This is a genomic window from Collinsella sp. OM07-12, assembly GCF_003438275.1.
Taxonomy (GTDB): domain Bacteria; phylum Actinomycetota; class Coriobacteriia; order Coriobacteriales; family Coriobacteriaceae; genus Collinsella.
Window position 1 is genome coordinate 1 of sequence record NZ_QSTQ01000019.1, and the last position, 21,787, is coordinate 21,787.

The 21,787-nt window shown below is 60.4% G+C and carries 17 protein-coding genes; 7 read left to right on the top strand and 10 right to left on the bottom strand.

From position 1 onward, the window contains the following. Window positions 1-103: 103 nt before the first annotated feature. The gene (gene thrB / locus DXB98_RS07625; protein ID WP_006234874.1) at window positions 104-985 is read right to left on the bottom strand and encodes a homoserine kinase; all 882 of its coding nucleotides are present in this window, start codon (window positions 983-985) and stop codon (window positions 104-106) included. A 204-nt stretch (window positions 986-1,189) separates the two neighbouring features. Continuing rightward, the gene (gene thrC, locus DXB98_RS07630; protein ID WP_117743713.1) at window positions 1,190-2,707 is read right to left on the bottom strand and encodes a threonine synthase; all 1,518 of its coding nucleotides are present in this window, start codon (window positions 2,705-2,707) and stop codon (window positions 1,190-1,192) included. Window positions 2,708-2,811: 104 nt separating this feature from the next. Between thrC and DXB98_RS07635 the strand changes: the two genes are divergently transcribed. The 3 genes from DXB98_RS07635 (at window position 2,812) to DXB98_RS07645 (ending at window position 6,381) form a co-directional block, all read left to right on the top strand. Then, the gene (locus DXB98_RS07635; protein WP_117743714.1) at window positions 2,812-4,200 is read left to right on the top strand and encodes an aspartate kinase; all 1,389 of its coding nucleotides are present in this window, start codon (window positions 2,812-2,814) and stop codon (window positions 4,198-4,200) included. A 173-nt stretch (window positions 4,201-4,373) separates the two neighbouring features. Further along, a complete protein-coding gene (locus DXB98_RS07640) occupies window positions 4,374-5,399 on the top strand; it encodes an aspartate-semialdehyde dehydrogenase (RefSeq protein ID WP_117743715.1) in 1,026 nt (341 codons plus the stop codon). Window positions 5,400-5,802: 403 nt separating this feature from the next. Continuing rightward, window positions 5,803-6,381 carry a methylated-DNA--[protein]-cysteine S-methyltransferase gene (locus DXB98_RS07645; RefSeq protein WP_233503857.1) on the top strand — a complete coding sequence of 193 codons (579 nt, stop codon included), beginning with the start codon at window positions 5,803-5,805 and terminating at the stop codon, window positions 6,379-6,381. 206 nt (window positions 6,382-6,587) lie between these two features. Here DXB98_RS07645 and DXB98_RS07650 read toward each other — a convergent pair whose 3' ends face one another. Next, window positions 6,588-7,823 carry a chloride channel protein gene (locus DXB98_RS07650; RefSeq protein ID WP_199407155.1) on the bottom strand — a complete coding sequence of 412 codons (1,236 nt, stop codon included), beginning with the start codon at window positions 7,821-7,823 and terminating at the stop codon, window positions 6,588-6,590. 317 nt (window positions 7,824-8,140) lie between these two features. Here DXB98_RS07650 and DXB98_RS07655 point away from each other — a divergent pair, with 317 nt between their 5' ends. Beyond that, window positions 8,141-8,842, top strand: a complete 702-nt coding sequence (locus DXB98_RS07655; RefSeq protein ID WP_117743716.1) for an ABC transporter ATP-binding protein — start codon at window positions 8,141-8,143, stop codon at window positions 8,840-8,842. 5 nt (window positions 8,843-8,847) lie between these two features. Then, the gene (locus tag DXB98_RS07660) at window positions 8,848-11,613 is read left to right on the top strand and encodes an ABC transporter permease (protein ID WP_233505129.1); all 2,766 of its coding nucleotides are present in this window, start codon (window positions 8,848-8,850) and stop codon (window positions 11,611-11,613) included. 116 nt (window positions 11,614-11,729) lie between these two features. Here DXB98_RS07660 and DXB98_RS07665 read toward each other — a convergent pair whose 3' ends face one another. The 4 genes from DXB98_RS07665 to DXB98_RS07680 all read right to left on the bottom strand — a co-directional run bounded on the left by DXB98_RS07665 (window position 11,730) and on the right by DXB98_RS07680 (window position 16,131). After that, window positions 11,730-12,050, bottom strand: a complete 321-nt coding sequence (locus tag DXB98_RS07665; protein WP_117734238.1) for a multidrug transporter — start codon at window positions 12,048-12,050, stop codon at window positions 11,730-11,732. A gap of 443 nt (window positions 12,051-12,493) precedes the next feature. After that, window positions 12,494-13,432, bottom strand: coding sequence for a helix-turn-helix domain-containing protein (locus DXB98_RS07670; protein WP_117743717.1), 939 nt, complete (start codon window positions 13,430-13,432; stop codon window positions 12,494-12,496). Between the two features lie 393 nt (window positions 13,433-13,825). Continuing rightward, window positions 13,826-14,905 (bottom strand): 6-phosphofructokinase, encoded by a 1,080-nt coding sequence (locus tag DXB98_RS07675; protein ID WP_117743718.1) that lies wholly within the window; start codon window positions 14,903-14,905, stop codon window positions 13,826-13,828. A gap of 140 nt (window positions 14,906-15,045) precedes the next feature. Beyond that, window positions 15,046-16,131 carry a carcinine hydrolase/isopenicillin-N N-acyltransferase family protein gene (locus tag DXB98_RS07680; protein ID WP_117743719.1) on the bottom strand — a complete coding sequence of 362 codons (1,086 nt, stop codon included), beginning with the start codon at window positions 16,129-16,131 and terminating at the stop codon, window positions 15,046-15,048. 161 nt (window positions 16,132-16,292) lie between these two features. On the opposite strand from DXB98_RS07680, the gene DXB98_RS07685 reads away from it, so the two are divergent. Next, window positions 16,293-17,678, top strand: a complete 1,386-nt coding sequence (locus DXB98_RS07685) for a M18 family aminopeptidase (protein WP_233505130.1) — start codon at window positions 16,293-16,295, stop codon at window positions 17,676-17,678. Between the two features lie 252 nt (window positions 17,679-17,930). Here the strand turns inward: DXB98_RS07685 and DXB98_RS07690 are convergent, their stop codons facing one another. The 3 genes from DXB98_RS07690 to DXB98_RS07700 form a co-directional block, all read right to left on the bottom strand. Next, window positions 17,931-18,866, bottom strand: coding sequence for a D-2-hydroxyacid dehydrogenase (locus tag DXB98_RS07690; protein WP_117743720.1), 936 nt, complete (start codon window positions 18,864-18,866; stop codon window positions 17,931-17,933). 132 nt (window positions 18,867-18,998) lie between these two features. Continuing rightward, window positions 18,999-19,886: a type I methionyl aminopeptidase gene (gene map / locus DXB98_RS07695; RefSeq protein WP_022094665.1), complete on the bottom strand. Its 888-nt coding sequence runs from the start codon at window positions 19,884-19,886 to the stop codon at window positions 18,999-19,001. Window positions 19,887-20,002: 116 nt separating this feature from the next. Next, window positions 20,003-20,779, bottom strand: coding sequence for a radical SAM protein (locus DXB98_RS07700; protein WP_117743721.1), 777 nt, complete (start codon window positions 20,777-20,779; stop codon window positions 20,003-20,005). Between the two features lie 174 nt (window positions 20,780-20,953). On the opposite strand from DXB98_RS07700, the gene DXB98_RS07705 reads away from it, so the two are divergent. Continuing rightward, window positions 20,954-21,751 carry an alpha/beta fold hydrolase gene (locus DXB98_RS07705; RefSeq protein ID WP_158553177.1) on the top strand — a complete coding sequence of 266 codons (798 nt, stop codon included), beginning with the start codon at window positions 20,954-20,956 and terminating at the stop codon, window positions 21,749-21,751. The last annotated feature ends 36 nt before the right edge of the window (window positions 21,752-21,787 follow it).

The window sequence follows — 21,787 nt, forward strand, 5'->3', positions numbered from 1 at the left end:
CAGGACCCCCGCCGCACGAAGTGCGCAGCGGGGGTCCTGCCATGTCCGAGGACGATTTGGGGGCAAAGCCCCTGGCCTCCCCGGCGAGTATACGGGACGGCGACTACAGGTATTCGATCTGGGCGCCTTCCGTGTCGCACGTCAGAATATGCGTATCACACTTGGGGAACTGCTCGCGCAGCTTGACCTGCAGGAACTTGGCTACGATGGTGTCATCGGTTACGGCCATGAGGGTTGAGCCCGAACCGCTGATCCAGATGGTCTTGGCACCGCCGTTCAGGCAGGTGTCGCGCACGGCGTTGTAATCGGGGATCAAGCGGCGACGATAGGGCTCCTGGATGCGGTCGTCATTGGCGGCGGCAATAAGGTCCAGGTCGCCGGTCTCCAGGCCGCGCGTCATGCCGGCGATGCGGCCCATTTGCCACACGGCGGTGGAGAGCGGAATCTCCTGCGGCACGACTTTGCGCGCCTCGCTCGTGTGCACCTCGTAGGGCGGAATCACGGTAATAAAACGCAAGCGATCGCTCACCTCATAGCGCAGGCACTGGGGAAGCGAATCGGTTGGCGTAAAGGAGCAGACGGCGCCGCCCAGGATAGCGGGGGCGACGTTATCGGGATGGCCTTCGACCTCGGTGGCGATGCGGACGAGCTCGGCGCGGTCGACGGTGTGGCCTGTCAGCGCGGCGGCAGCCATGATGCCAGCGACGACGCAGGTGGAGCTGGAACCCAGGCCGCGGGCGACGGGCACGTCGGTCTGAATGTCGATAGCGACGGGGAATGCCGGCTCGCCCCAGGCGGCCAGAGCATCGACAAAGCTCACATAGACCAGGTTATTCTCGTTTTGGAACTCCTCGGGGCAGCCCGTGATGGTGAGTTTGTCGGCGCGCTCGAAGGTGAAGTGCGAGTAGAGGCTGACGGCCATGCCGAGGGTATCGTAGCCAATACCCAAGTTGGCGCTTGTTGCTGGGACGGTGATTTTGATCATGTGAGTCCTCCTGGCGTGCCTGGCTGTTTAGTTCGCTGCTCGGGCAGTCCTGCGCAAGACGGAAAGCACATTAAGTGCTTTCCTTTGCGTGCGGAACTCGCGACGAACTAAACAACCAGGCACGCTGTGCGCGTTCGTCATCATCCCGGGGGCTATCTGATGGAAGAAGGCGCGCCGGCTTTCGCCGGCGCCTTATAAGGGGTTTTAGTTGGTAGTCATCTTTTTTGCTGCAGACTCTACGTAGTTGGCCATCTCATCGACGTCACAGACGTCTTCGAAGCGGACGGGTTTGGATTCGAGTTCGGCGAGCTGGGTCGGGGCGACCGTGTTGGTGGCCTGCTCGAGCACACGCATGGCCTCAAAGTCGTCCTCGGGAACGTCGAGGCCCAGGGCGTCGCAGCAGGCGCGCGGGAACTTGTAGGGGCTGGCGGTCGAAAGCAGCACGCGGACCTTGGCGCCCTCGGCGGGGGCGACCTGCTCAAAGACGTGATAGCCGCAAGCGGTGTGCGGGTCGATCACGTAGCCGTTGGCGTCCCAGCAGCTCTTGATGGCAGTGCGGACCTCGTCCTCGCTGGCCCAACCGCAGCCAAACACACTTTGGATCTTGGCCAGCAGCTCGGCGGGCACCTCGTAGCGGCCGGTCTGGGCAAGCTGCTCCATAAGGCCGGCAACGAGCTCGCAGTCGCCGTCGGACAGGAAGTAGAGCATACGCTCCAGGTTGGAGCTGATAAGGATGTCCATCGACGGCGAGATGGTCGTGAAGAACGGACGGTTGCGGTCGTAGACGCCGGTGGTCAGGAAGTCGGCCAGCACGTTGTTCTTGTCGCTCGCCACGACGAGCTTGGCGACGGGCAGACCCATGCGCTTGGCGTAGTAGCCGGCCAAGATATCGCCAAAGTTGCCGGTGGGCACACAGAACTCTACGGCGTCGCCAGCCTCGATAGCGGCGGCGCGCAGCAGCTGCGCATAGGCGGCAAAGTAGTAGACGACCTGCGGCACCAGGCGGCCGACGTTGATGGAGTTGGCGCTCGAAAGCACCGTGCCGGCGGCCTCCAGGCGCTCGGCCAGCTCCTTATCGGCAAAGATGCGTTTGACGGCGCTCTGGGCGTCGTCAAAGTTGCCGCGGATACCGCAGACGGCGACGTTGTCGCCCTCCTGTGTGGACATCTGCAGATTCTGGACGCGGCTGACCTTGCCCTCGGGATAAAAGACGGTAATGCCCGTGCCCGGAGCATCGGCAAAACCAGCGAGTGCGGCCTTGCCCGTGTCGCCTGACGTGGCGGTGACGATCATGATGCGCTCGGCGCCGCCTTCTTTGGCGGAGGTGCGGGCCATCAGGCGGGGGAGCATCTGCAGGGCGACGTCCTTAAAGGCGCTCGTGGGGCCGCCAAAGAGCTCCATCACATAGGTCTGAGGGGCGTCGGCGCCCGGTGCGGCATCGAGTTTGACGAGCGGCGTAGCCTCTTCGCTCGCGAACGTGCCGCGGTATGCTTCGTCGACACACGCCGAAATTTCTTCGGCCGTGTAATCATTCAGTAACATTTCCAACACATCTTGAGCGATTTCAAAGTACGATTTATCTGCAAGCGAGCTGATATCGACCTGCTGGGTGCCGAGCTCGTCCGAGACAAACAAACCCCCGTCGGGAGCGATGCCAGTACGGATTGCCACCTTACTTGAGCACGATAAAGTGCGTCCTCGTGTACTATGATAAGTTCCCATATAACACTGCTCCTCGGATGCCTTGGTCCCAATCGGTGAAACCATGGTATCAGAGCGCGCAAAATAGGTTCGCAGAGGCTTTTTAGAAAGGTAACCTCCAGCCCATGATTAAGATTGCCAAGTTTGGCGGCTCGTCGGTCGCCGACGCCGAACACTTTAAGAAGATCAAGGCCATCGTCGATGCCGACCCTGCCCGCCGTTTTGTGGTGGTTTCTGCCTGCGGTCGCCGTTTTAAGGGCGACACCAAGGTGACCGACCTGCTTTACCTGGTTAACGCGCACGTTAAGTACCACGTGTCGTGCGAGGAACTGCTCGAGGACATTGGCCAGCGCTACTTTGATATCGCTGACGAGTTGGAGCTCACCTATCCCATCCGCGAAGAGTTTGCGGCCTTTGCCGAGCGTGCTCGCTCCGGTGGCTACTCCACTGAGGAGCTTGTGAGCCGCGGCGAGTACTTCACCGCTCGCCTGATGGCCGAGTACCTGGGCCTGCCGTTCCTGGACGCCGCGACGGTCGTTGCATTCCATCACGATGGTACGCTCAGCATGAACCGCACCTCCGAGTTGGTGCAGGAGTACGGTCAGCAGGGCGGCTTTGTTATGCCCGGTTTCTATGGCGCGACGCGTGAGGGTCAGATCAAGCTGCTCGATCGTGGCGGCGGCGATATTTCCGGCTCGATTCTGGCCAAGTGCCTGGGCGCCGATCTGTACGAGAACTGGACCGACGTTTCGGGCTTCTATTCTGCCGATCCGCGTATTGTGCCCGAGGCGCAGCCCATCGCCCGCGTTACCTACGAGGAGCTGCGTGAGCTTTCGTACATGGGCGCAAGCGTCCTGCACGAGGAGGCCGTGTTTCCTGTGCGTGAGGCGGGTATTCCGCTGGTCATCAAGAACACCAATGCGCCGCAGGACCCCGGCACCATCATTAGCGAGACGGCTGACGAGGGCGAGGCAGAGCCCATCATTACCGGCGTGACCGGCAAGCGCGGCTTTGTCGCCATCAATGTGGCCCGCGACCGCACCAAGCCCCGCGTCGGCTTTATGCGCCGCGCGCTTTCGGTGTTCGAGCGCTATGACGTTTCCGTTGAGCACATGCCCACCGGCGTCGATCGCTTTGGCGCCGTGGTGCAGGAGCAGGATGTGCACGATTCGCTGTACTCGCTTGTGGGCGACATTCAACAGGAAGTCGAGCCGCTCGAGATCGAGGTGGTTGAGGGTCTGGCACTTATTGCTACCGTCGGTCGTAACCTGCGCGGTCGTGCAGGTATCTCGGGCCATCTGTTTGGCATGCTCGGCCAGGCCGGCGTGAGCGTGCGCATGATTTCGCAGAGCTGTGACGAGATCAATATCATTATCGGTGTCGAGGAGAAGGACTTTGACCTGGCGATTCAGACCATCTACCGAGCCTTCTCCGACGAGAACGGCATTGTGAAGGTCTCCGATCTGGAGGCTCCTGCGCCGGTCGATCCCGCTCTGGCCGCACTCCACAAGTAGTTTCCGTCCCGGTAGATTTTTAGGATGTCCCAAAAATCTACTGCCGGGCGTTTCGTTTCGGTTTCGTTTCGACGGGGCGGGTTTTGTATCCGCCCCGTTCTTGTATAAACTGGGCAAGAATATCCGGCCTGCTTGGCGTGCGGGCGATAGCTACAACCTTTAAAGGGGGAAGCATGAAACAGTACACGGTTGCTATTTTGGGCGCGACGGGAGCTGTGGGCACCCAGATGCTCGAGTGCCTCAACGAGCAGGAGTTTCCGGTCGGTAAGCTCAAGCTGCTGGCGAGCGCGCGCTCTGCGGGCAAGACCGTTGAGTTCCGCGGCGAGCAGGTTGTGATCGAAGAGGCTTGCCCCGAGGCCTTTGAGGGCTGCGACATCGTACTCGGCGCTGCCGGCGACGATATCGCCAAGGAGCTGCTGCCCGAGGCCGTCAAGCGCGGTGCCGTTGTGGTCGACAACAGCCACGCCTTCCGTCTGGATCCCGAGGTGCCGCTGGTCGTGCCCGAGATTAACGCCGATGACATTAAGTGGCACCACGGCCTGATCGCCAACCCCAACTGCGCGACCATCATCGGTCTGGTTCCTACGTGGCCGCTACATCAGCTCGCCGGCGTGAAGCGCATGATCGTGTCCACGTATCAGGCAGCTTCGGGTGCTGGCGCTCCCGGTATGGCCGAGCTCGAGGCTCAGCTGGCCGCTCTGGGCCGTGGCGAGGAGATTCCCGAGCCGCGTGCATTTGCCGCCCAGCTGGCGAGCAACCTGATTCCGCAGATTGGCGGCGTCAAGGAAGAGGGCTTTACCTCCGAGGAGATGAAGCTGCAAAACGAGGGCCGCAAGATCATGCACCTGCCCGAGCTGCGCGTGAACTGCACCTGCGTGCGCGTGCCCGTGCTGCGCTCGCACTCCGAGAGCATTACGCTCGAGTTCGAGCGCGACATCACGGTGGAAGAGGCCCGTGCTGCGCTTGCCGCCGCTCCGGGCGTCAAGCTGGTTGACGATCTGGGTGCCGAGGATGCACACGATCGCTTCCCCATGCCGATGGACACCTCCGACCAGGACCTGATCTGGGTCGGTCGCGTGCGCCGTGATATCTCGAACCCCGAGGCCGCACGTGGCATCACCTTCTGGTGCTGCGGCGACCAAATCCGTAAGGGCGCGGCAACCAACGCCGTCCAGATCGCTAAGCTGCTCTGCGAGTAGGTTGACCTGTCCGGCGGGGGCCGGGTTTAGTTTTCAGAACGTCCTCGACCATGTGTGGCGCCTTGTCCTGCTCCTTCGGAGCCGCGGACAAGGCGCCACACTGGTCTGCGGAGTGTTCTGAAAACTAAACCCGGCCCCCGCCTGCGGTGACGCTGCTGCGCGCGGCCTGCGATGGGGCCGTTGTTGGTTGGGGCCGTTGGGCTGATGTGGGGGCACGTGGTTGTTGCGGGCCCTGGTCCCGGCGGCGGCCTTGGCGCTTCGCGCCTGCCGCCTTTGGGGACTGTGGGGCTCGGCCGGCAGCTGCGGCGCGTTCGCGCCTGCTGCCTTGGGTGACTTTGGGGTCGATTGGGGTTGTCTGCACAATTCGCGGTATTATGTTGCGGAGTTTTGAAAGGAGCCGCTGGTGGTCACGACGACGTTTGCTTCGCCTTTGGGCGAAATCCTGCTTGCCGCTGATGGCCGCGGTTTGACGGGGCTTTGGTTTGAGAGGCAGGAGCACTTTGGCTCTACGCTACTCAAAGAGGATGCGGAGTATGTCGTAGGTGCCGATGCGGTTTCTGGTGCCGGTGGGATGTCTTCGGTGAGTCCGGCAAATGGTGCGGCTTCTTCGGTGCTTGAGCGTTCCTGGGCTTGGCTGAATGCTTATTTTGCGGGGCAGGAGCCTCGGTTTACGCCGCCGTTGCATATGATTGGCACGGCGTTTCAGCGTGAAGTTTGGTACGAGCTGCTTTCAATTCCGCGTGGCGAGGTCGCTACGTATGGCGAGATCGCCCAGCGTGTTGCGGCTCGACATCGTGTGCCGGGAAATGAGGCACCCGTTGTGTCTCCCCGTGCCGTGGGGGCCGCGGTCGCGCGTAATCCCATTTCGATTATTGTGCCGTGCCATCGCGTGGTTGCCGCCGATGGTTCGCTCAACGGATATGCTGGCGGCCTTGACCGCAAGGAGTGGCTGCTGCGGCTTGAGGGCGCGTACGAGGAGTAACGCTCGAGCACTTTGCATAGCCAAGATGCCGTGAAAGAATGGGACACGCTTTCCGAATGGAGGCTCAGACGGAAACCACGTTCCGGAATTCTGTTATAAAGCGGGATGCGCTTTCCGAATGGCGTCCCGAGCGGAAACCGTGCCCCGGAATACAGCCTCAGAGTGGGACGCCGTTTCCGGTTGAGACCACCTGCCTGGACATCGATCTACGCCCGCTCCTGCAGGGCGTAGATGGACTTATCCATGTTGAATAGGTAAGCCACAACGCAGACGATGAAGAACGCCGGCAGATTACCGAAACCGAAGACCTCGCAACCGATAAGGATTGGCGCGAGCAGCGTGTTGGTGGCGCCGCCAAAGACGGCGGCGTAGCCCAGCGCGGCGCAGAACTCGACGGGCATGCCGAGAATTCCGGCGAGCACGACACCCAGGCTTGCTCCGATGGAGAACAGCGGCGTTACCTCACCACCTTGATATCCTGCGGCAAGCGTGGCGATGGTGAGTGCGAATTTAAGCGCCCAGTCCCAAGGCATGATGGCAATCTTGCCGTTGTCGTCCAGCGCTGCCGATATCAGGTTTGTGCCAAGGCCGCAGTATCGCCCCTGCCACAGTACGAACAGAATCGCCGACAGTGCAAGGCCCATAACGGCAACGCGTATGTAAGGGTTGGGGAACAGCCGCGCTGCAAGGGTCTTGGCATGGGCAAGGCACCAGGCAAAAGCGCCGCCTACCATACCAAACGCGATACCCAACAGCGCTAGCCGTCCAAGACCGGGGAGGTCGAGCGCATACGAGGCGGTAACGGCGACCTCGAACTTCTCGAGTCCTAGGGCGCCGGAGGTCATACTTGCTGCGAGTGAGGCCGTAAGCGCGGGAAACAGCGCGCGGTATTCCATGCGTCCTGCGACCAGCACTTCGATAGCAAAGACCGTGGCTGCAAGTGGCGTTCGAAAGAGTCCGGCAAAGCCGGCAGCCATGCCGATAAGCAAAAACGTGTTGCCGGGGTCGCGGAAAGGCAAACGTCGGCCGATCCAATGTGAGACGGTTGCACCGATCTGCACGGCCACGCCCTCGCGTCCCGCGCTGCCGCCAAAGAGGTGCGTTCCCCACGTGCTCAGCATAATGAGCGGCACCAAGCGCGGGGAGATAGCGTCTTCGCGCCCGTGGCCTACGTCGAATACTAAGCTCATGCCGCGTTCGGTGCCTTTGCCCCAAGTGCGGTAGGCAAACACGATGGCAAGGCCCGCGAGGGCGAGGAGGGGAAGGAGCAGAGTGATGTGCTCGTCACGGAAGGTGCCAATCGCCAGAAGCACGCGACCAAAGAGCGCGCAGATGGCGCCAACGATAATGCCGACGGGGATTCCGACAGCGCCCATAAGCACGAGGCCGCTATAGGTGTTGACCAGGCGTTTAATCCTGCTCGATGTGCTGCTTTCTGACACTTCTCCTCCAAAACAAAAAAGACTCCTGCCGCGGCGTGATACCTAGGAGGCACCACGTAACAGCAGAAGTCATCAGCAACAAGGCGGTTTAGGGTGACGCGACAGCTTAGCTAGCGCACCCAGCGGAGACATTCATTCCGAAGCGGCATCATAGCGGTGGGCGAGGCTTGGGTCAAATGGTTGACTTGGATAGCCTCAATGCCTCGCCCACACCCGCCATTCCCCCATATAAAACCTGCCAAAATGAGCCTGTCCCTTTTTGGTGGGTGGGAAATGGGTAATACTAAAGAGTTATCCGACCAGATGGGAATTAATCGATGGCCTATATTGAATTCAAAGACGTCATCAAGGCATACGGCGAGGGCGACGCCCGCATCCACGCGCTCGACGGCGCGAGCTTTACGGTCGAGCGCGGCGAGCTCGCCATCATTCTGGGTGCTTCGGGTGCCGGCAAGACCACGGCGCTCAACATTCTGGGCGGCATGGATACGGCGACCTCCGGCACCGTGACGGTGGACGGGCGCGACGTGAGCTCCGCCAACGAGGCGCAGCTCGTGGAATACCGCCGCGCCGACGTCGGCTTTGTTTTCCAGTTCTACAATCTGGTCCCCAACCTGACGGCACTCGAAAACGTCGAGCTCGCGGCGCAAATCTGCCCCGATTCGCTCGATGCCGAGCAAACGCTTTGCCAGGTCGGCCTGGGCGAGCGCCTCGCCAACTTTCCTGCGCAGCTTTCGGGAGGAGAGCAGCAGCGCGTGTCCATTGCCCGCGCGCTGGCCAAGAACCCTAAGCTGCTCCTTTGCGACGAGCCCACGGGCGCGCTCGACTACAAAACCGGCAAGCAGATTCTGCAGCTGTTGCAGGACACCTGTCGCAAGCAAGGCATTACGGTCATTATCATCACCCACAACTCCGCGCTGGCGCCCATGGCCGATCGCCTGATCCGCTTTAAGAGCGGCCGCGTGGAGAGCGAGACTGTCCAGCAAAATCCTGTACCTATCGAGACGATCGAGTGGTAGCGCCCATGGACCAGGATCGCCAAAACAGCCAAAACCGTGATACGGAGCACGTCGGTCGCGACCGAGAGTTCGCGACCTACCGCACTGCCCAAAGTTCAAACGACATGGTGCCGACGGTGTTTCGCCGTGGCATCTACCGCACAATCCGAGGCGGTCTTAAGCGCTTCTTGTCCATCGTGGTCATCACGGCGCTTGGCGTGAGTGTGATGTGTGGCCTTAAGGCGGGCTGCGAGGACCTGTGCGATTCGGTTGACGCCTACTTTGACCAGCAGAATGTCTATGACATTAACGTGCAGTCGACCTATGGCCTTACGCGCGACGATCTTGCGGCCATTCAAGAGGTCGACAGCGTCGAGACAGCCGAGGGCATCTACACCGAGACCGCCTACACCGCCGTGGGTACAACGCGCGAGCGCGTGGTCGTCCAGAGCCTTTCCAGGGAGAATATCGATCAGCCGGTGCTGGTGAGTGGCGATTTGCCCGAGCGTGCCGGCGAGGTCGCGGTGACCTCGCGTTTTTTGAAGGCTTCGGGCAAGAAAATCGGCGATACGGTGAGCTTTGCCGCCAACGATGCGAGCTCGTCCAATCAAAGTGCCAAGGATCAGTTCGCCGCGGGTGATTACACCATTACGGCTGAGGTCCTCGACCCCACCGATGTGAGCTCCGACTCGACCGTCAATGCCTTTCGCGCTGCTTCGGCTGCGGACTATAAGTTCTATGTGAGCGAGGATGCCGCGACATCTTCTTCCTACTCCGCGGTTCACGTGACCGTCGAGGGGGCTAAGAGCCTCAATTCCTATTCGGATGCCTACACGACAAAGATTAATGAGGTCAAGGGCAATATCGATAAGATCCGCGACGGACGCGAAAAGGCACGTGCTCAAGAGTTGACGGTCGATACGCCGGCAAGTTTGGATGCGGCCGAGCGCCAAGCGAATATGCTCTTTGGGATTGAACAGGACAACATCGATCGTATGGCCGAGGGCAGCGAGGAGCGTGCGCAGGCGCAAGCCGACCTGGACCAGCGCCGTGCCGCCGCCGACCAGCAGTTTGCCGATGCCCGCGCCGAGATTTCCGACCTTGGCGAATGCACCTGGTACATCCAGGACCGCGGCAACATCGCGAGCTACTCGAGCGTCGAGAGCGATAGCTCCTCGATCGAGGCCATCGCCACGGTTTTCCCGTTCATCTTCTTTATCGTCGCTGTGCTCATCAGTCTCACCACCGCCACGCGTATGGTCGAGGAGGAGCGCACGCTCATCGGTCTGTACAAGGCACTCGGCTATTCACGCGGGCGTATCCTGTCCAAATACGTGGACTATGCGCTGTGGGCTTGCCTGATTGGCGGCGTGCTGGGCAACATCATTGGATTTGTGGGCCTGCCGCTGTTCTTGTTTACGGTATTCGACGACATGTACTCGCTGCCCCAGATGCTGCTTTCGTACGACATCGTGTCCTCGATCGTTTCGGTGGCGCTGTTTGCCGTGGGCGTGGTGGGCGCCACGATTATCGCCTGCCGCCACGAGATGGCCGAGACCCCGGCCTCGCTCATGCGCCCCAAGGCCCCGCGCGCCGGCTCGCGCATCTTGCTCGAGCGCATCGGCTTTATCTGGCGCCGCATGGGCTTCTTAAATAAGGTCGCTGCACGTAACCTATTCCGCTACAAAAAGCGCGCCTTTATGACCATCTTTGGCATCGCGGGCTGCACGGCGCTCGTGATTTGCGGTATGGGCATCCGCGATACATCGGTGGCGCTTTCGCCCAAGCAGTACGGGCATATCACGCGCTATGACCTGCTAGCGGTCGCCAATCCCGACGATTTTTCGCAGACGTGCGCGGCGCTCGACGAGCGAAGCGCAGCCAAGGATTCCGACGTGACCGTGACTTCGACGCTGCCGATTATGACCGACAACGTCACCTTTACATTTGGCGGCAAGAGCGAGACCGTGCAACTGATCGTGGTGCCCGATGACCGCACGAACGACCTGGACGACTACGTGTGTCTCGAGGACGAGTCCGAAGAACCGCTCGCCCTGCGCGACGGGGATGTGTATTTGAGCAAGAGCTCTCAGCTGGTGCTGGGGATCAAGCCGGGTGACACAGCACATGTCCAGGATTCGTCACTCAACGTCGCCAAGGTCAAGGTCAGCGACATTTCGCTTAACTATCTGGGCAACACGCTCTATATGACGCAGAGCACCTATGAGAGCGCGTTCGGTCGAAGCGCGCGCCTCAACGGCATCCTTGCGCTGCTTAAGGGTTCGTCGGCCGATCAGATTGCGTTTACCAACCGTCTTAAGAGCGATGGTTGGATTACGCTGTCGAGTACCGCCGAGCATTGGGAAAACTATGAGGCAAACTTTACGATTATCAATTCGGTCGTGGTGCTTGTGACCTTTATGGCGGCGTGCCTGTCGTTTGTGGTGGTATTTACGTTGTCTAATACCAACATCTCGGAGCGCGAACGCGAGCTGGCGACTATCAAGGTGCTGGGCTTCCGTCGTGGCGAGGTGCACCACTACGTTAACAAGGAGACGCTGATTTTGACGGCGATTGGTGCCGCGCTGGGCGTGCCGCTGGGTGGCCTGCTTGCCGAGAGCTTTACGTACATCCTGCAGATGCCGTCGCTGTACTTTGACGTCGAAGTCGAGCCGCTGAGCTACGTGCTTGCCGTGGTGCTTTCCTTCGGCTTTACGATCATCGTCAACCTCGCCACCAACCGAACGCTCAACAAGATCGACATGGTCGGCGCCCTCAAGAGCGCCGAGTAACCTGCCAAAAAGGGACAGGGTTATTTTGGCAGGTTTTATCTGGGCGAACGCCGGACAACCATTAGGTGGCCCAGCGTTTGCCCCGTTTTGCTGGGGAGGTCTGTCGTTCAGTGCTCTTACTGCCCAATCCAGCGTTGCGCATAGCTCTTAATGTCCTCGGTAAAACCGTCAAGGTCGTCAAGGGTGATCACGCTGTCGATAAGCAAATTGGCTATCTCGCGGTGCATTGTGCTGCGGCGAATGTTGTTTGCGATTACGCCTGAGGACAGCTTGTCTCTATTGAGGCGCTCTTCTAATGCCCAAAATCTACTGGACGCTTCGCTGTCGCCGTTCAGCATCTCAACGTACTGGGCGATGAGCTTTTCCATATAACGTTCTTGCCATTGAGGAAGCATTTTCTTAAACAGCTTCCAGTCGCTTTCGGCTACGTCGCGCATATGTCCTCCGCTCGTCAAACGGGCTTTCCATTTGCCTTTCATTCTATTTGGTTTTCGCTCCCAGGCGTGGATGAGAGGCTCTCTTTAGCCTTCGAGATTGGGCTTGAATGGGTCGTATGCCACAAAACGGGCCTATCTACTACGTTTGCTACCACACCCTCGACCATGACAAAGATTATGAAATTAAAACCGCAGGTAGAGGGCTTGCCATTTTTCGGAAAAGGCGGGTATGGTCGGCCCTCTCGAGTTAAACGTAGTAAATAGGCCCTTTTCTTGGCGCGCGGTCAGCTCAATGCTAATCTCCGTGCCGGAACTGACCCAGTTGTTTGTAAGTTGTGGTGATATACGGACTGTTTGGCGCTTTGGAACTTCGAAACAGTCCCTATCTCACCGCAACTTAGGAGAAGGGCGGGGGTGGTTGGGTGCTGGTGGGTCGGAGCGTGTTAGGCCTGTTTGCGGTGCTTCCATTGTTTGCGGCACCAGCGCATGAGCGCCTTTATGACGGGAATCGTGATGAGGATGATCCATGCAGGATGGGGCTGTCCCAAACAGAGCCACATGTAGAGGAACCAAGCGATGGCGGCTGCCGGGTAGATGGCCTCGATCAGCTTAGACAGGTGGCGCCGATCGATGAAGTCACCAATCGCGTAGTAGACGGGAACCAGAAAGACGAGGAAAAGCCCCATGTCCCATGTGCCGTAGACAATGCCGAGCACCAGATAGGCGAGAGCGACAAGTGCGGGGAAGGGAAACTTGTTCCACGCACGACCGACCTTGGTGTGGAAATGCTTGCCATGATGGTCGAGCTTGTCGTGTGCTTCCTTCCAGCTGGAAAACGTCTCGCCGTCGATGGTGACGGTGCCATCGTCATTGGTATGCACGTTATGTCCATCGTCCTCTAGCGTATCGATATGCAATCCGCCTGGCCCCACATGGACCTCTTCACCCTTGCGCTCGTTAGCCACATGGATGCCACTCCAGCCAACATGGACCTCTTCGCCTTTGTTGGGATCAATAACGTGGATGCCGCGCGCGAGGGAAATATCGACAAGTGGCTTATCGCTGCAATCAGCGTGCTCAGTAGAAGCCTCAGCCTCTTCAGCCCCATCTGGAGCTTTGGTGCCGGCGTTGCTGTTCTGTGCCTCATCATCAGTCTGCGAGTCATCAGTGCTATCCACCGCCTCTCCATACAGCAGTTCATCCAGCGACACGCCATACAGCGCGGCGAGCGCAATAAGGTTATCGGTATCGGGTGAGGATTCGCTGCGCTCCCATTTACTGACAGCCTGACGACTCACACCCAGCTGGGCGGCAAGCGCCTCCTGAGAAAGCCCGGCAGCCTTGCGGCGATCAACGAGCTGCTGCGCCATCGCAAGATCCATAACAGTTCCTTTCATGTGGTGACCGTAATCGAATGAGCCGAGTATGCCGAGAACAACCAGTAGCGACCACCATTTCTAGTTAGAATCTGCTCCAACCCTACCGCAACTACCGGTAGCAACTCCTAACGACCAGCCATTTCAGGACAAATGTCAGTGCTACTCTCAGCTAAGAGCCTGCAACATCCCAAAATCTCAGCCCACGCACTTGCAGCAAGAAGACGAATAGCCTCGACCTCCCTAGTTACCGCAGGAGGCCCCAGGGCTTACCTCCCAAATCTTTCCGCAGGACGGAAGGATCCCGCCGCGCGGAGCGCACGGCGGGATCCTGACATGTCCGAGGACGATTTGGGAGGTAAGCCCTGGGGCCTCCGATGAGAGCAGTTTCGGCCGAGGCTATTCGTCGCCGAAGCTGATGCCCAATGCCTTGGCCTCGCGCACCAGGTCGCTCTGGGGGTCGACAAACTTGAGCTTGCCGGCGACATCCTCGAGCGGCATGTGGCACATCTTGCCGTCACGCAGGGCAATCATGTAGCCAAACTCGCCGCGTAGGCAGCCCAGTGCCGCCTCGACGCCGCACTGGGTCGCAAAGATGCGGTCCTGGGCGTCGGGCTGACCGCCGCGCTGCGTGTGACCGGGGATGGCGACGCGGGTCTCGCGACCGGTCTTGGCCTCGATCTCCTTGGCGATGTCGTAGACAATCGACGGGCTCGTACGCTCGGCGAGCTTCTTCTTGTACTCCTTCTTGGACAGCGCCGCGTCCTCCTTGGAGATAGCGCCCTCGGCGACGGCCACGATGGTAAAGCGGCTGCCAGTCTCCATGCGATGCTCAATGGTCTTGATGACGTTATCCATGTCGTAGGGGATCTCGGGAATCAAGATGACATCCGCGCCGCCCGCGACGCCAGCGTACAGCGGGATCCAGCCAACCTTGTGGCCCATGATCTCGATGACGAACACGCGGCCGTGGCTCGAGGCGGTGGTGTGGATGTCGTCGATGCACTTGGTGGCAACGTCGATGGCGCTCGTAAAGCCAAACGTCATCTCGGTGCCCCAGGTGTCATTATCGATGGTCTTGGGCAGAGCGATAACGTTCAGGCCTTCTTGGCGCAGACGGTTGGCGGTCTTGGTGGAGCCGTTGCCGCCCAGCATAAACAGGCAGTCGAGCTGCAGCTTGTGATAGGTGTGGACCATCGCGGGCACCTTTTCGACGCCGTCAGCCTCGGGAATGTCCAGGCGCTTGAACGGCGTGCGGCTCGTGCCTAGAATGGTGCCGCCGCGGGTGAGGATGCCGCTAAAATCGGCGGGAGTCATAACGCGGAACCTGCTGTAGATAAGGCCCTGGTAGCCGTCCTCAAAACCATAGATCTCGATAGGCTCTTCACTATTGGTCATGAGCGTTTTGACAATGCCGCGCATGGTGGCGTTGAGCGCCTGGCAGTCGCCGCCACTGGTAAGAAGACCGATCCTAAGCATGATGAATCCTTCCGGGCAAGTTATAACATGCGCATAAGTTTACCCCCGCACACTGTTGATACAGGGGTAAAACGTGTTAGCTCAAGCGTATAGAAATGTAAGCAACGTCAGGCGAGCGTAAGGTCGACGGGCCTGGCTCCTTACAGCGCGAAGGCGTCGACGTCGCCCCAGTGGCGGCGCAGCGTGATGGCGGCAGCGGGCTCGGTGTTGTCAAAGACGACCGACCACTGCGTGTTGCTGGTGATGTCTTCCGGATTGGGCTCTTGCGCCGCAGCGCGTAGGGCCTTCCAAGCGACTGCCTCGTCTTGGGCGCCGGCACGGGCGTCGAGGACATCGGCGATTGCGACGGCGCGCTCTTTACCATGGCCCAGCTCGCCGTTCTTTTGGTTGGGGAGCACCTCGTCACCATAGCAGGCGTAGAAGTTCGTGACCTGGCGTACGGGCGTCGCCTTGCATGCACGGTCGGGATCGCGCGGATCCCACTCCACCACCCGCGCGTCACCGGCGGCGTCGTTGATAAAGAAGTGGTAATCGCGTCCTGCCATGGCGTGCATGTCGTAGGCGGAAAGCAGGTTGACGGCCTCTTGCGTGGTGGCGGCACGGTCGAGCACCAGACGGATGGCGAGCGAGGTATTGATGACGGGGCGTTGCGTGTCCTGGTCACAGGGTTTGGAATCCAGGGTGAGCACGGCAATGGACACGCCACATTCGTTGACGCCGTCGAGCTGGGCAAACGGGCCTATCAACGCCGCAGCGCGTCCGCCGACGGAGTCAAGCGGAGTGTTATCGTCCAGGTTGTTAAGGGCGGCAAACCCGATGGAGGCATAGCCGTCGCACGGGTGATTACGCACCAGCAGCGCCGAGGTGTCGTCCTTAAAGTCGTAATTGCGACCGGTGCGCACGCGGCCTTCGGCATCTACGGCGACAAAAGCGCTGCAGGCAAACTGGGGCGCCTGGACATGTGCCGGCACACCGGGCAGCACCTGTGCCACCACGGCATCGATGTAGGCCTGGTCGTCGCGCACGCCAGTGGCGATGATGCGATCAAGATCGTAGTCGTAGGCAATGTCGATTGCGTACAGGTCATAGCCATCCGCGTAGCCGGTCAAGCGTTTGAGTGACGCGGCAGACTTGATTTGTTTGTGATAAACGATGCCGGTGGCAGCGGCAAGGCCGACGGCGACTCCTGCGACACCGCAGGCGATGGCAATGTTACGTGGCTTCATGACGGCTCCTTTCGTCCTGTTAGCGTAATTGTCGCAAAAGGAGTGCGGGCATGATGGCTCAACTTGGCGAGCGGCGCGGGATTAAACATGGAATGAAAGGCACGGCACTGGCGCGGCGGGGTATGCTGGAGGGGACCATCAGCCCAGTGAAAGGGGAGAGCATGACGGATCAGGAAACGCCCGAGCGCGCGCATGTGACGGCCGACGATATCGAGGCCGCCAACGACCTTATCGACTTTATCGAGGCATGCCCCAGCATGTTCCATACGGCGGCGACCATTATGGCCGAGCTCGACGAGGCGGGCTTTACCTACCTGCCCGAGAATGCGGCGTGGGACATCGAGCCGGGCGGGCGTTATTACACGCAGCGCAATACCTCGAGCGTTGTTGCCTTTAAAGTGGGCGAGGACCTGGCCGCTACGTGGGGCGAGGACGGCGTTGCCGGTGACTATCATTTTCAGCTGACGGCGTCGCACAGCGACTCGCCGACGTTTAAGGTCAAGGCCGTGCCCGAGCTCGACGGCGCGGGCGAGACGCTGCGCCTGAACACCGAGGCCTACGGCGGCATGATCGACTACACCTGGTTCGACCGTCCGCTGGCACTCGCGGGCCGCGTGTTGGTACGCGAGGGCGACCGTATCGAGAGTCGTTTGTTCGCTACCGAGCGCGAAGTCGCCATCATCCCGAGCCTTGCCATCCATATGAACCGCGGCGTTAACGAGGGCTTTGCGCCCAACCGAGCCGTTGACCTGTACCCTCTCATTAGCGCTGGCGACCTTAAGCAGGGCGACTTTGACGCCCTGATCGCCGACGAGCTGGATGTTGAGCCCGAGCAGATTCTGGGCCGCGATTTGTTCCTGGTCAACCGCCAGGATGCGCGCATTTGGGGCTGGGCCGACGAGTTTATCTCGACGCCCAAGCTCGACGACCTGGCCTGCGCCTACACCTCGCTGCAGGCATTTTTGGGAGCTGAGAACGCGCACGACGTTTCGGTCTTCTGCTGCTTTGATAACGAGGAGGTTGGCTCCGAGACCAAGCAAGGCGCCATGTCGACGTTCTTGGCCGACGCGCTGCGCCGCATTAACGGATCGCTGGGCTTCGACGACGAGTCGTACCACCGTGCGCTTGCCGCTTCGATGCTCGTGAGCTGCGACAACGCGCATGCCGTGCACCCCAACCACGCCGAGAAGTGCGACGCCCGCAACCAGGTTGTGCTCAACGGCGGCATCGTCATCAAGGAGGCCGCCAACCAGCACTACTGCACCGATGCCTTTAGCCGCGCGGTGTTCCAGGCTATTTGCGACGACGCCGACGTACCCACGCAGGCCTTCGCCAACAAGAGCGATATGGCCGGCGGCTCCACCCTGGGCAACCTGTCGAACATGCAGGCGAGTATGCACGCTGTGGACGTGGGCCTGCCGCAGCTGGCCATGCACTCGAGCTACGAGACCGGCGGCGTGCGCGACGTGATGTGCGCCATCCGCGCCCTCACCGCCTTCTACGAGCGTGACCTCCATATCAACGGCGCCGAAAGCGTGGAGCTCTAAAACCTGCCAAAAAGGGATGTTAATTTTGGCAGGTTTTATCTGGGCAAATGCCGCAACGCCAACAGCTGGACAGAATTGTTAAGACACCGCAGATTGAGCAAGCGTCAGCGAGCGATGTCCAGAGCGAACAAGTTGGCATGAAAAAGGCAAGGCATAGACCTTCTGGTCATGCCTTGCCTTTTGAATGACAAATTGTCGCTCTGGGCGGCGCGCAGCGTCGACCGGTCCGCCGTTCGTTAGAACGGCGGAACCCTAATGCTCAATCCAGCAGCGTAGCGTCTCGCCAGCCAGAAGATGGCGTAGATTCTCGGCGGCGATGTCGACCACGTTGTTGAGCGTGGCCTCTAGGTGGAACCAGCCCGAGATATGCGGCGTGATGAGCATGTTGGGAGCGTCCCACAGCGGGCTTGTCGCGGGCAGGGGCTCGGGGTCGGTGACGTCGACCGCGGCGCCGGCAAGATGTCCCGACTCCAGGGCGGCAACCAAGTCGTCGGCGACCACAAGGTCACCGCGGCCGCCGTTGGCAAAGAAGGCGCCCGGCTTCATTGCGGCAAAGAACTTGGCGTTCGCCAGACCGCGGGTCTCGGGCGTGCTGGGCATAAAGGATGCGACGATGTCGGCCTCCGCCAGGCGCTCAGACAGGGCATCCATGCCGTCCATGTCCTCAAACACAATGGGGTAGACGAGCGGATGGCGCTTGATGCCGCGGACGTGTGCGCCCATGCTGCGGCAGAGCGTGGCAAAGTGGCCGCCGATATCGCCCGCGCCCAGCACCAGCACGTTGGCATTTTTGAGCGAGGTAACCTGCCCCAAATCCTCCCAGCGATGCTCGCGCTGCAAGTCGTGATAGCCGGGCAGGCGCTTCATCATTGACAGCACCATGGCAAACATGTGCTCGCTTACGGCCTGACCGTAGGCGCCGATCGAGCAAGACAGCTTGGCGTCAGCCGGCACGGTGCCGGCGGCAAGGTAGTCGTCATAGCCGGCGGTCTGCAATTGCAACAGCTGGAGATGCTCGCATGCCATGAGCATGGCGGGGTCGACGTTGCCCAGAATCACGTCGGCGTCGGCGACTTGCTTGTGCGTGACAGCGTCGGCGCTCGTGTAGATAAAATCTTCGCCCGGAGCGCTCGACTCGAGAATTGCGCGATGACGGTCGTTGACGGGCAGCAAAACCAGGATGTTCACAAGCAGTCCTCTCCGCTTGACCTACCAAAAAGGGACAGGTTTATTTTGGCAGGTTTTATCAGGCAAAACGTTCAAACGAAACGCCGGATGCATGGACGGTTGCAGGTCCATAGACATCCGGCGTTCGTGTGGCTACCAGCTCAGCAGCTCGTAACCGTCCTCGGTCACCACGAGCTGTACCTCGCATTGAGCCGAATCGCTACCGTCTTTGGTGCGCACGCACCAGCCGTCGCCCTTGCTAATCTTGATGTCGGGCGCTCCGGCATTGACCATGGGCTCGATGGTAAAGACCATGCCCGGAGCCATGATGGTGTCCACATCGGGCGCCTCGGTGGTAAAGCCCACAAACGGGTCCTCGTGGAACTCCTTACCGATTCCGTGTCCGCCGTACTCGCGCACCACGCTAAAGCCGGCGTCCTCGACGGTCTTTTGCACAGCCTCGGCCATCACGGACAGCGGCAGCCACGGCTTGACGGCGGCAAGGCCAGCCTCCACGCTGGCGCGGGTGACGTCGACCAGGCGCTGGCGCTCGGCCGAGACCTCGCCGATGCAGAACATACGGCTCGAATCACTAAAGTAGCCGTCCAAGATTGTGGAACAGTCCACGTTGATGATGTCGCCCTCGTGCAGCACATCCGCATCGCAGGGGATACCGTGGCAGACGACGTCGTTGATTGAGGTGCACACGCTCTTGGGATAGCCCTCGTAGTTGAGGTCGGCCGGCGTGCCGCCGTGCTCGACGGTGTAGTCGTAGATCATCTGGTCGATCTGGTTGGTGGTCATGCCTGCGGCGATGTGTTCGCCCACGTAGTCGAGCACGCCCACGTTGATGGCGGCCGAGCGCTTAATGCCCTCGATATCGGCGGGCGTCTTGTAGAGCGTGCGAGGCAGAACCTCCCAGCCCTCTTCCCACAAGCGCTCGAGGCGCTCGTCGAAGGCGCTGTGACATTTCTTATATTTTTTGCCGCTGCCGCACCAGCAAGCGTCGTTGCGGCCGGGCACGGGTCCATTGTCAAACATGGCTAACTTCCTTTCATTTGCAGCTAGTATAGCTCACCCGCAGACCAGCTCATTTGGGACGGGGCTTTTTAGCTACCCTGTCAGTTGAGGATGATTTGCTGGCGGGTGGCCGCGCGCTAGTAGCTCACCTGGCAGGGAATGCCGAGGGCGCGCACACGTGCGGCGATCGCATCGAGCGCCTCGGGCGCTGCTTTGGCAAGGCCGGCGATCGGTGTTTCGCGCGCTACCGTGTAGATGGTCGCCTCCTGTGGGCGAATGCGCTCGAGCGCCGCGAGCCAAGGGCCGACATACGCTTCGCCGGTGTTATCGAGGGACTTGCCCTGATACTCGCCGGTCAAAAAGATCGTCTGGATAATAACGTGACCGTCAAAGCTCGCGAACGTCTCGATCTGGTGCTCGACGTCGTAGGGGCCAACAGGCTGGTCGAGCAGCTGGATAAATGTCGGGTCGACGGTATCGAGCTTGAGGATGTTGTCGTCGACCATCATGAGCGCGTTGTGCACCTCGGGACGATCGGTGCGCGTGCCGTTGGAGAGCACGGCGATCTTGGAGTTCGGGGCAAGCTCGTCGCGCAGCGCGACGGCGCCGGCGATGGCCTGCGGAAACTCCGGTGCGGCGGTGGGCTCGCCGTTGCCTGCGAAGGTGATCACATCGGGGAGCTCGCCCTCGGCTGCCATCTCGCGCAGCTTTGCCTCGAGCGCGTCGAGTACCACGGCAGCTGTGTTGTACGGCTCATGGCAGGGGCGCTCGGCGTTGAGGCCGTTCTCGCAGTAGATGCAGTCAAACGTACAGATCTTGCCCGATGCCGGCATCATGTTGACACCGAGAGAAAGGCCCAGACGGCGGCTGCGCACCGGTCCAAAGATGGGGCTGGCATTTAAAAACGTAGACATAGGCATATGCTCCTTGGGACAGTTGTGCCTAAGCATAGCATCGGCGCCAAAGTCTGGTTTGGCTTGTGCTCTTAGGTTTCGTTTTTTCATTCTGCCCTCGATGCCTGCGATATGAAAGGTTTCGGGTCGGGTACAGTTCATGTGTTAACAAGGCACAAGACGATGGGGCATAACATGGATTTTACGGTCGAGAATGCGGGCACCACGATTGCCTGTCGCGAGTTTGCCGAGTCGGGCGTGCCGTCGGATGCGCCTGCCTTGATATGCGTGCACGGTGCCTGCGTCGATGGCACATTTTTTGAGGGTATCGCCCGCGAGCTCAGCCAAGTGTGCCGCGTAGTTGCCTACGACCGCCGCGGCTGCGGCGAGAGCGGCGACGCCGCGGACGGGCGCTACGACCTCGCCGCCCAGGCCGACGACCTGCAGGCCGTCATCGAGCATATCGGCGCTCCGGCAAACGTGCTCGCGCACAGTGCCGGTACGCTGGTGACCCTGGAGCTTCTCCGTACAAACCCGACCATTGTCTCGCGTGCGATTCTGCATGAACCCGCCGTGACAAACGAAGGCGCCGGCCTGGGTGCGGCCCCGGTTTTACTCGAGATGATTGCTGCGGGAAAGGTCTCGAGGGCGCTAAGGGCCTTCCTGGGCGCCATCGGCGATTCGGACCCTCAAGCCCCCAAGTTAACCGAGGCAGAAGCCAAGCATGCCCTGCGCAACGGCCGCAGTTTCATGGCAAACGAATACGAGATCACTATGACCTGCGTTCCCGATTGGGATGGCGTCCGCGCCTCGAAAACGGTGGCCGCCGTGTTTCTGGGCGAGCTCTCGATTGGCACGCCCCGCGAGGCGGGCACGAGAACGGCGGCTGAGCTTTTGAATTGTCCGCTCGTAGTAGTTCCCGGCGCGCACAACGGGCTGCGCGATCGCCCGACAGCGGCCGCCCAGGCTGTCCGCGGCATCTTGGGGCTCTAGCGGCCGAATCATCAAACGGGCTTCTTTCGTAGACGT

Bases quoted from the DNA above. Each gene is read 5' to 3' on its own strand.
- DXB98_RS07700 (WP_117743721.1), bottom strand. From the start codon at position 20,779: ATGTCTACGTTTTTAAATGCCAGCCCCATCTTTGGACCGGTGCGCAGC.
- thrB (WP_006234874.1), bottom strand. From the start codon at position 985: ATGATCAAAATCACCGTCCCAGCAACAAGCGCCAACTTGGGTATTGGC.
- DXB98_RS07675 (WP_117743718.1), bottom strand. From the start codon at position 14,905: ATGCTTAGGATCGGTCTTCTTACCAGTGGCGGCGACTGCCAGGCGCTC.
- DXB98_RS07680 (WP_117743719.1), bottom strand. From the start codon at position 16,131: ATGAAGCCACGTAACATTGCCATCGCCTGCGGTGTCGCAGGAGTCGCC.
- DXB98_RS07640 (WP_117743715.1), top strand. From the start codon at position 4,374: ATGAAACAGTACACGGTTGCTATTTTGGGCGCGACGGGAGCTGTGGGC.
- DXB98_RS07660 (WP_233505129.1), top strand. From the start codon at position 8,848: ATGGACCAGGATCGCCAAAACAGCCAAAACCGTGATACGGAGCACGTC.
- DXB98_RS07635 (WP_117743714.1), top strand. From the start codon at position 2,812: ATGATTAAGATTGCCAAGTTTGGCGGCTCGTCGGTCGCCGACGCCGAA.
- DXB98_RS07655 (WP_117743716.1), top strand. From the start codon at position 8,141: ATGGCCTATATTGAATTCAAAGACGTCATCAAGGCATACGGCGAGGGC.
- DXB98_RS07670 (WP_117743717.1), bottom strand. From the start codon at position 13,432: ATGGATCTTGCGATGGCGCAGCAGCTCGTTGATCGCCGCAAGGCTGCC.
- DXB98_RS07665 (WP_117734238.1), bottom strand. From the start codon at position 12,050: ATGCGCGACGTAGCCGAAAGCGACTGGAAGCTGTTTAAGAAAATGCTT.
- map (WP_022094665.1), bottom strand. From the start codon at position 19,886: ATGTTTGACAATGGACCCGTGCCCGGCCGCAACGACGCTTGCTGGTGC.
- DXB98_RS07685 (WP_233505130.1), top strand. From the start codon at position 16,293: ATGACGGATCAGGAAACGCCCGAGCGCGCGCATGTGACGGCCGACGAT.
- thrC (WP_117743713.1), bottom strand. From the start codon at position 2,707: ATGGGAACTTATCATAGTACACGAGGACGCACTTTATCGTGCTCAAGT.
- DXB98_RS07705 (WP_158553177.1), top strand. From the start codon at position 20,954: ATGGATTTTACGGTCGAGAATGCGGGCACCACGATTGCCTGTCGCGAG.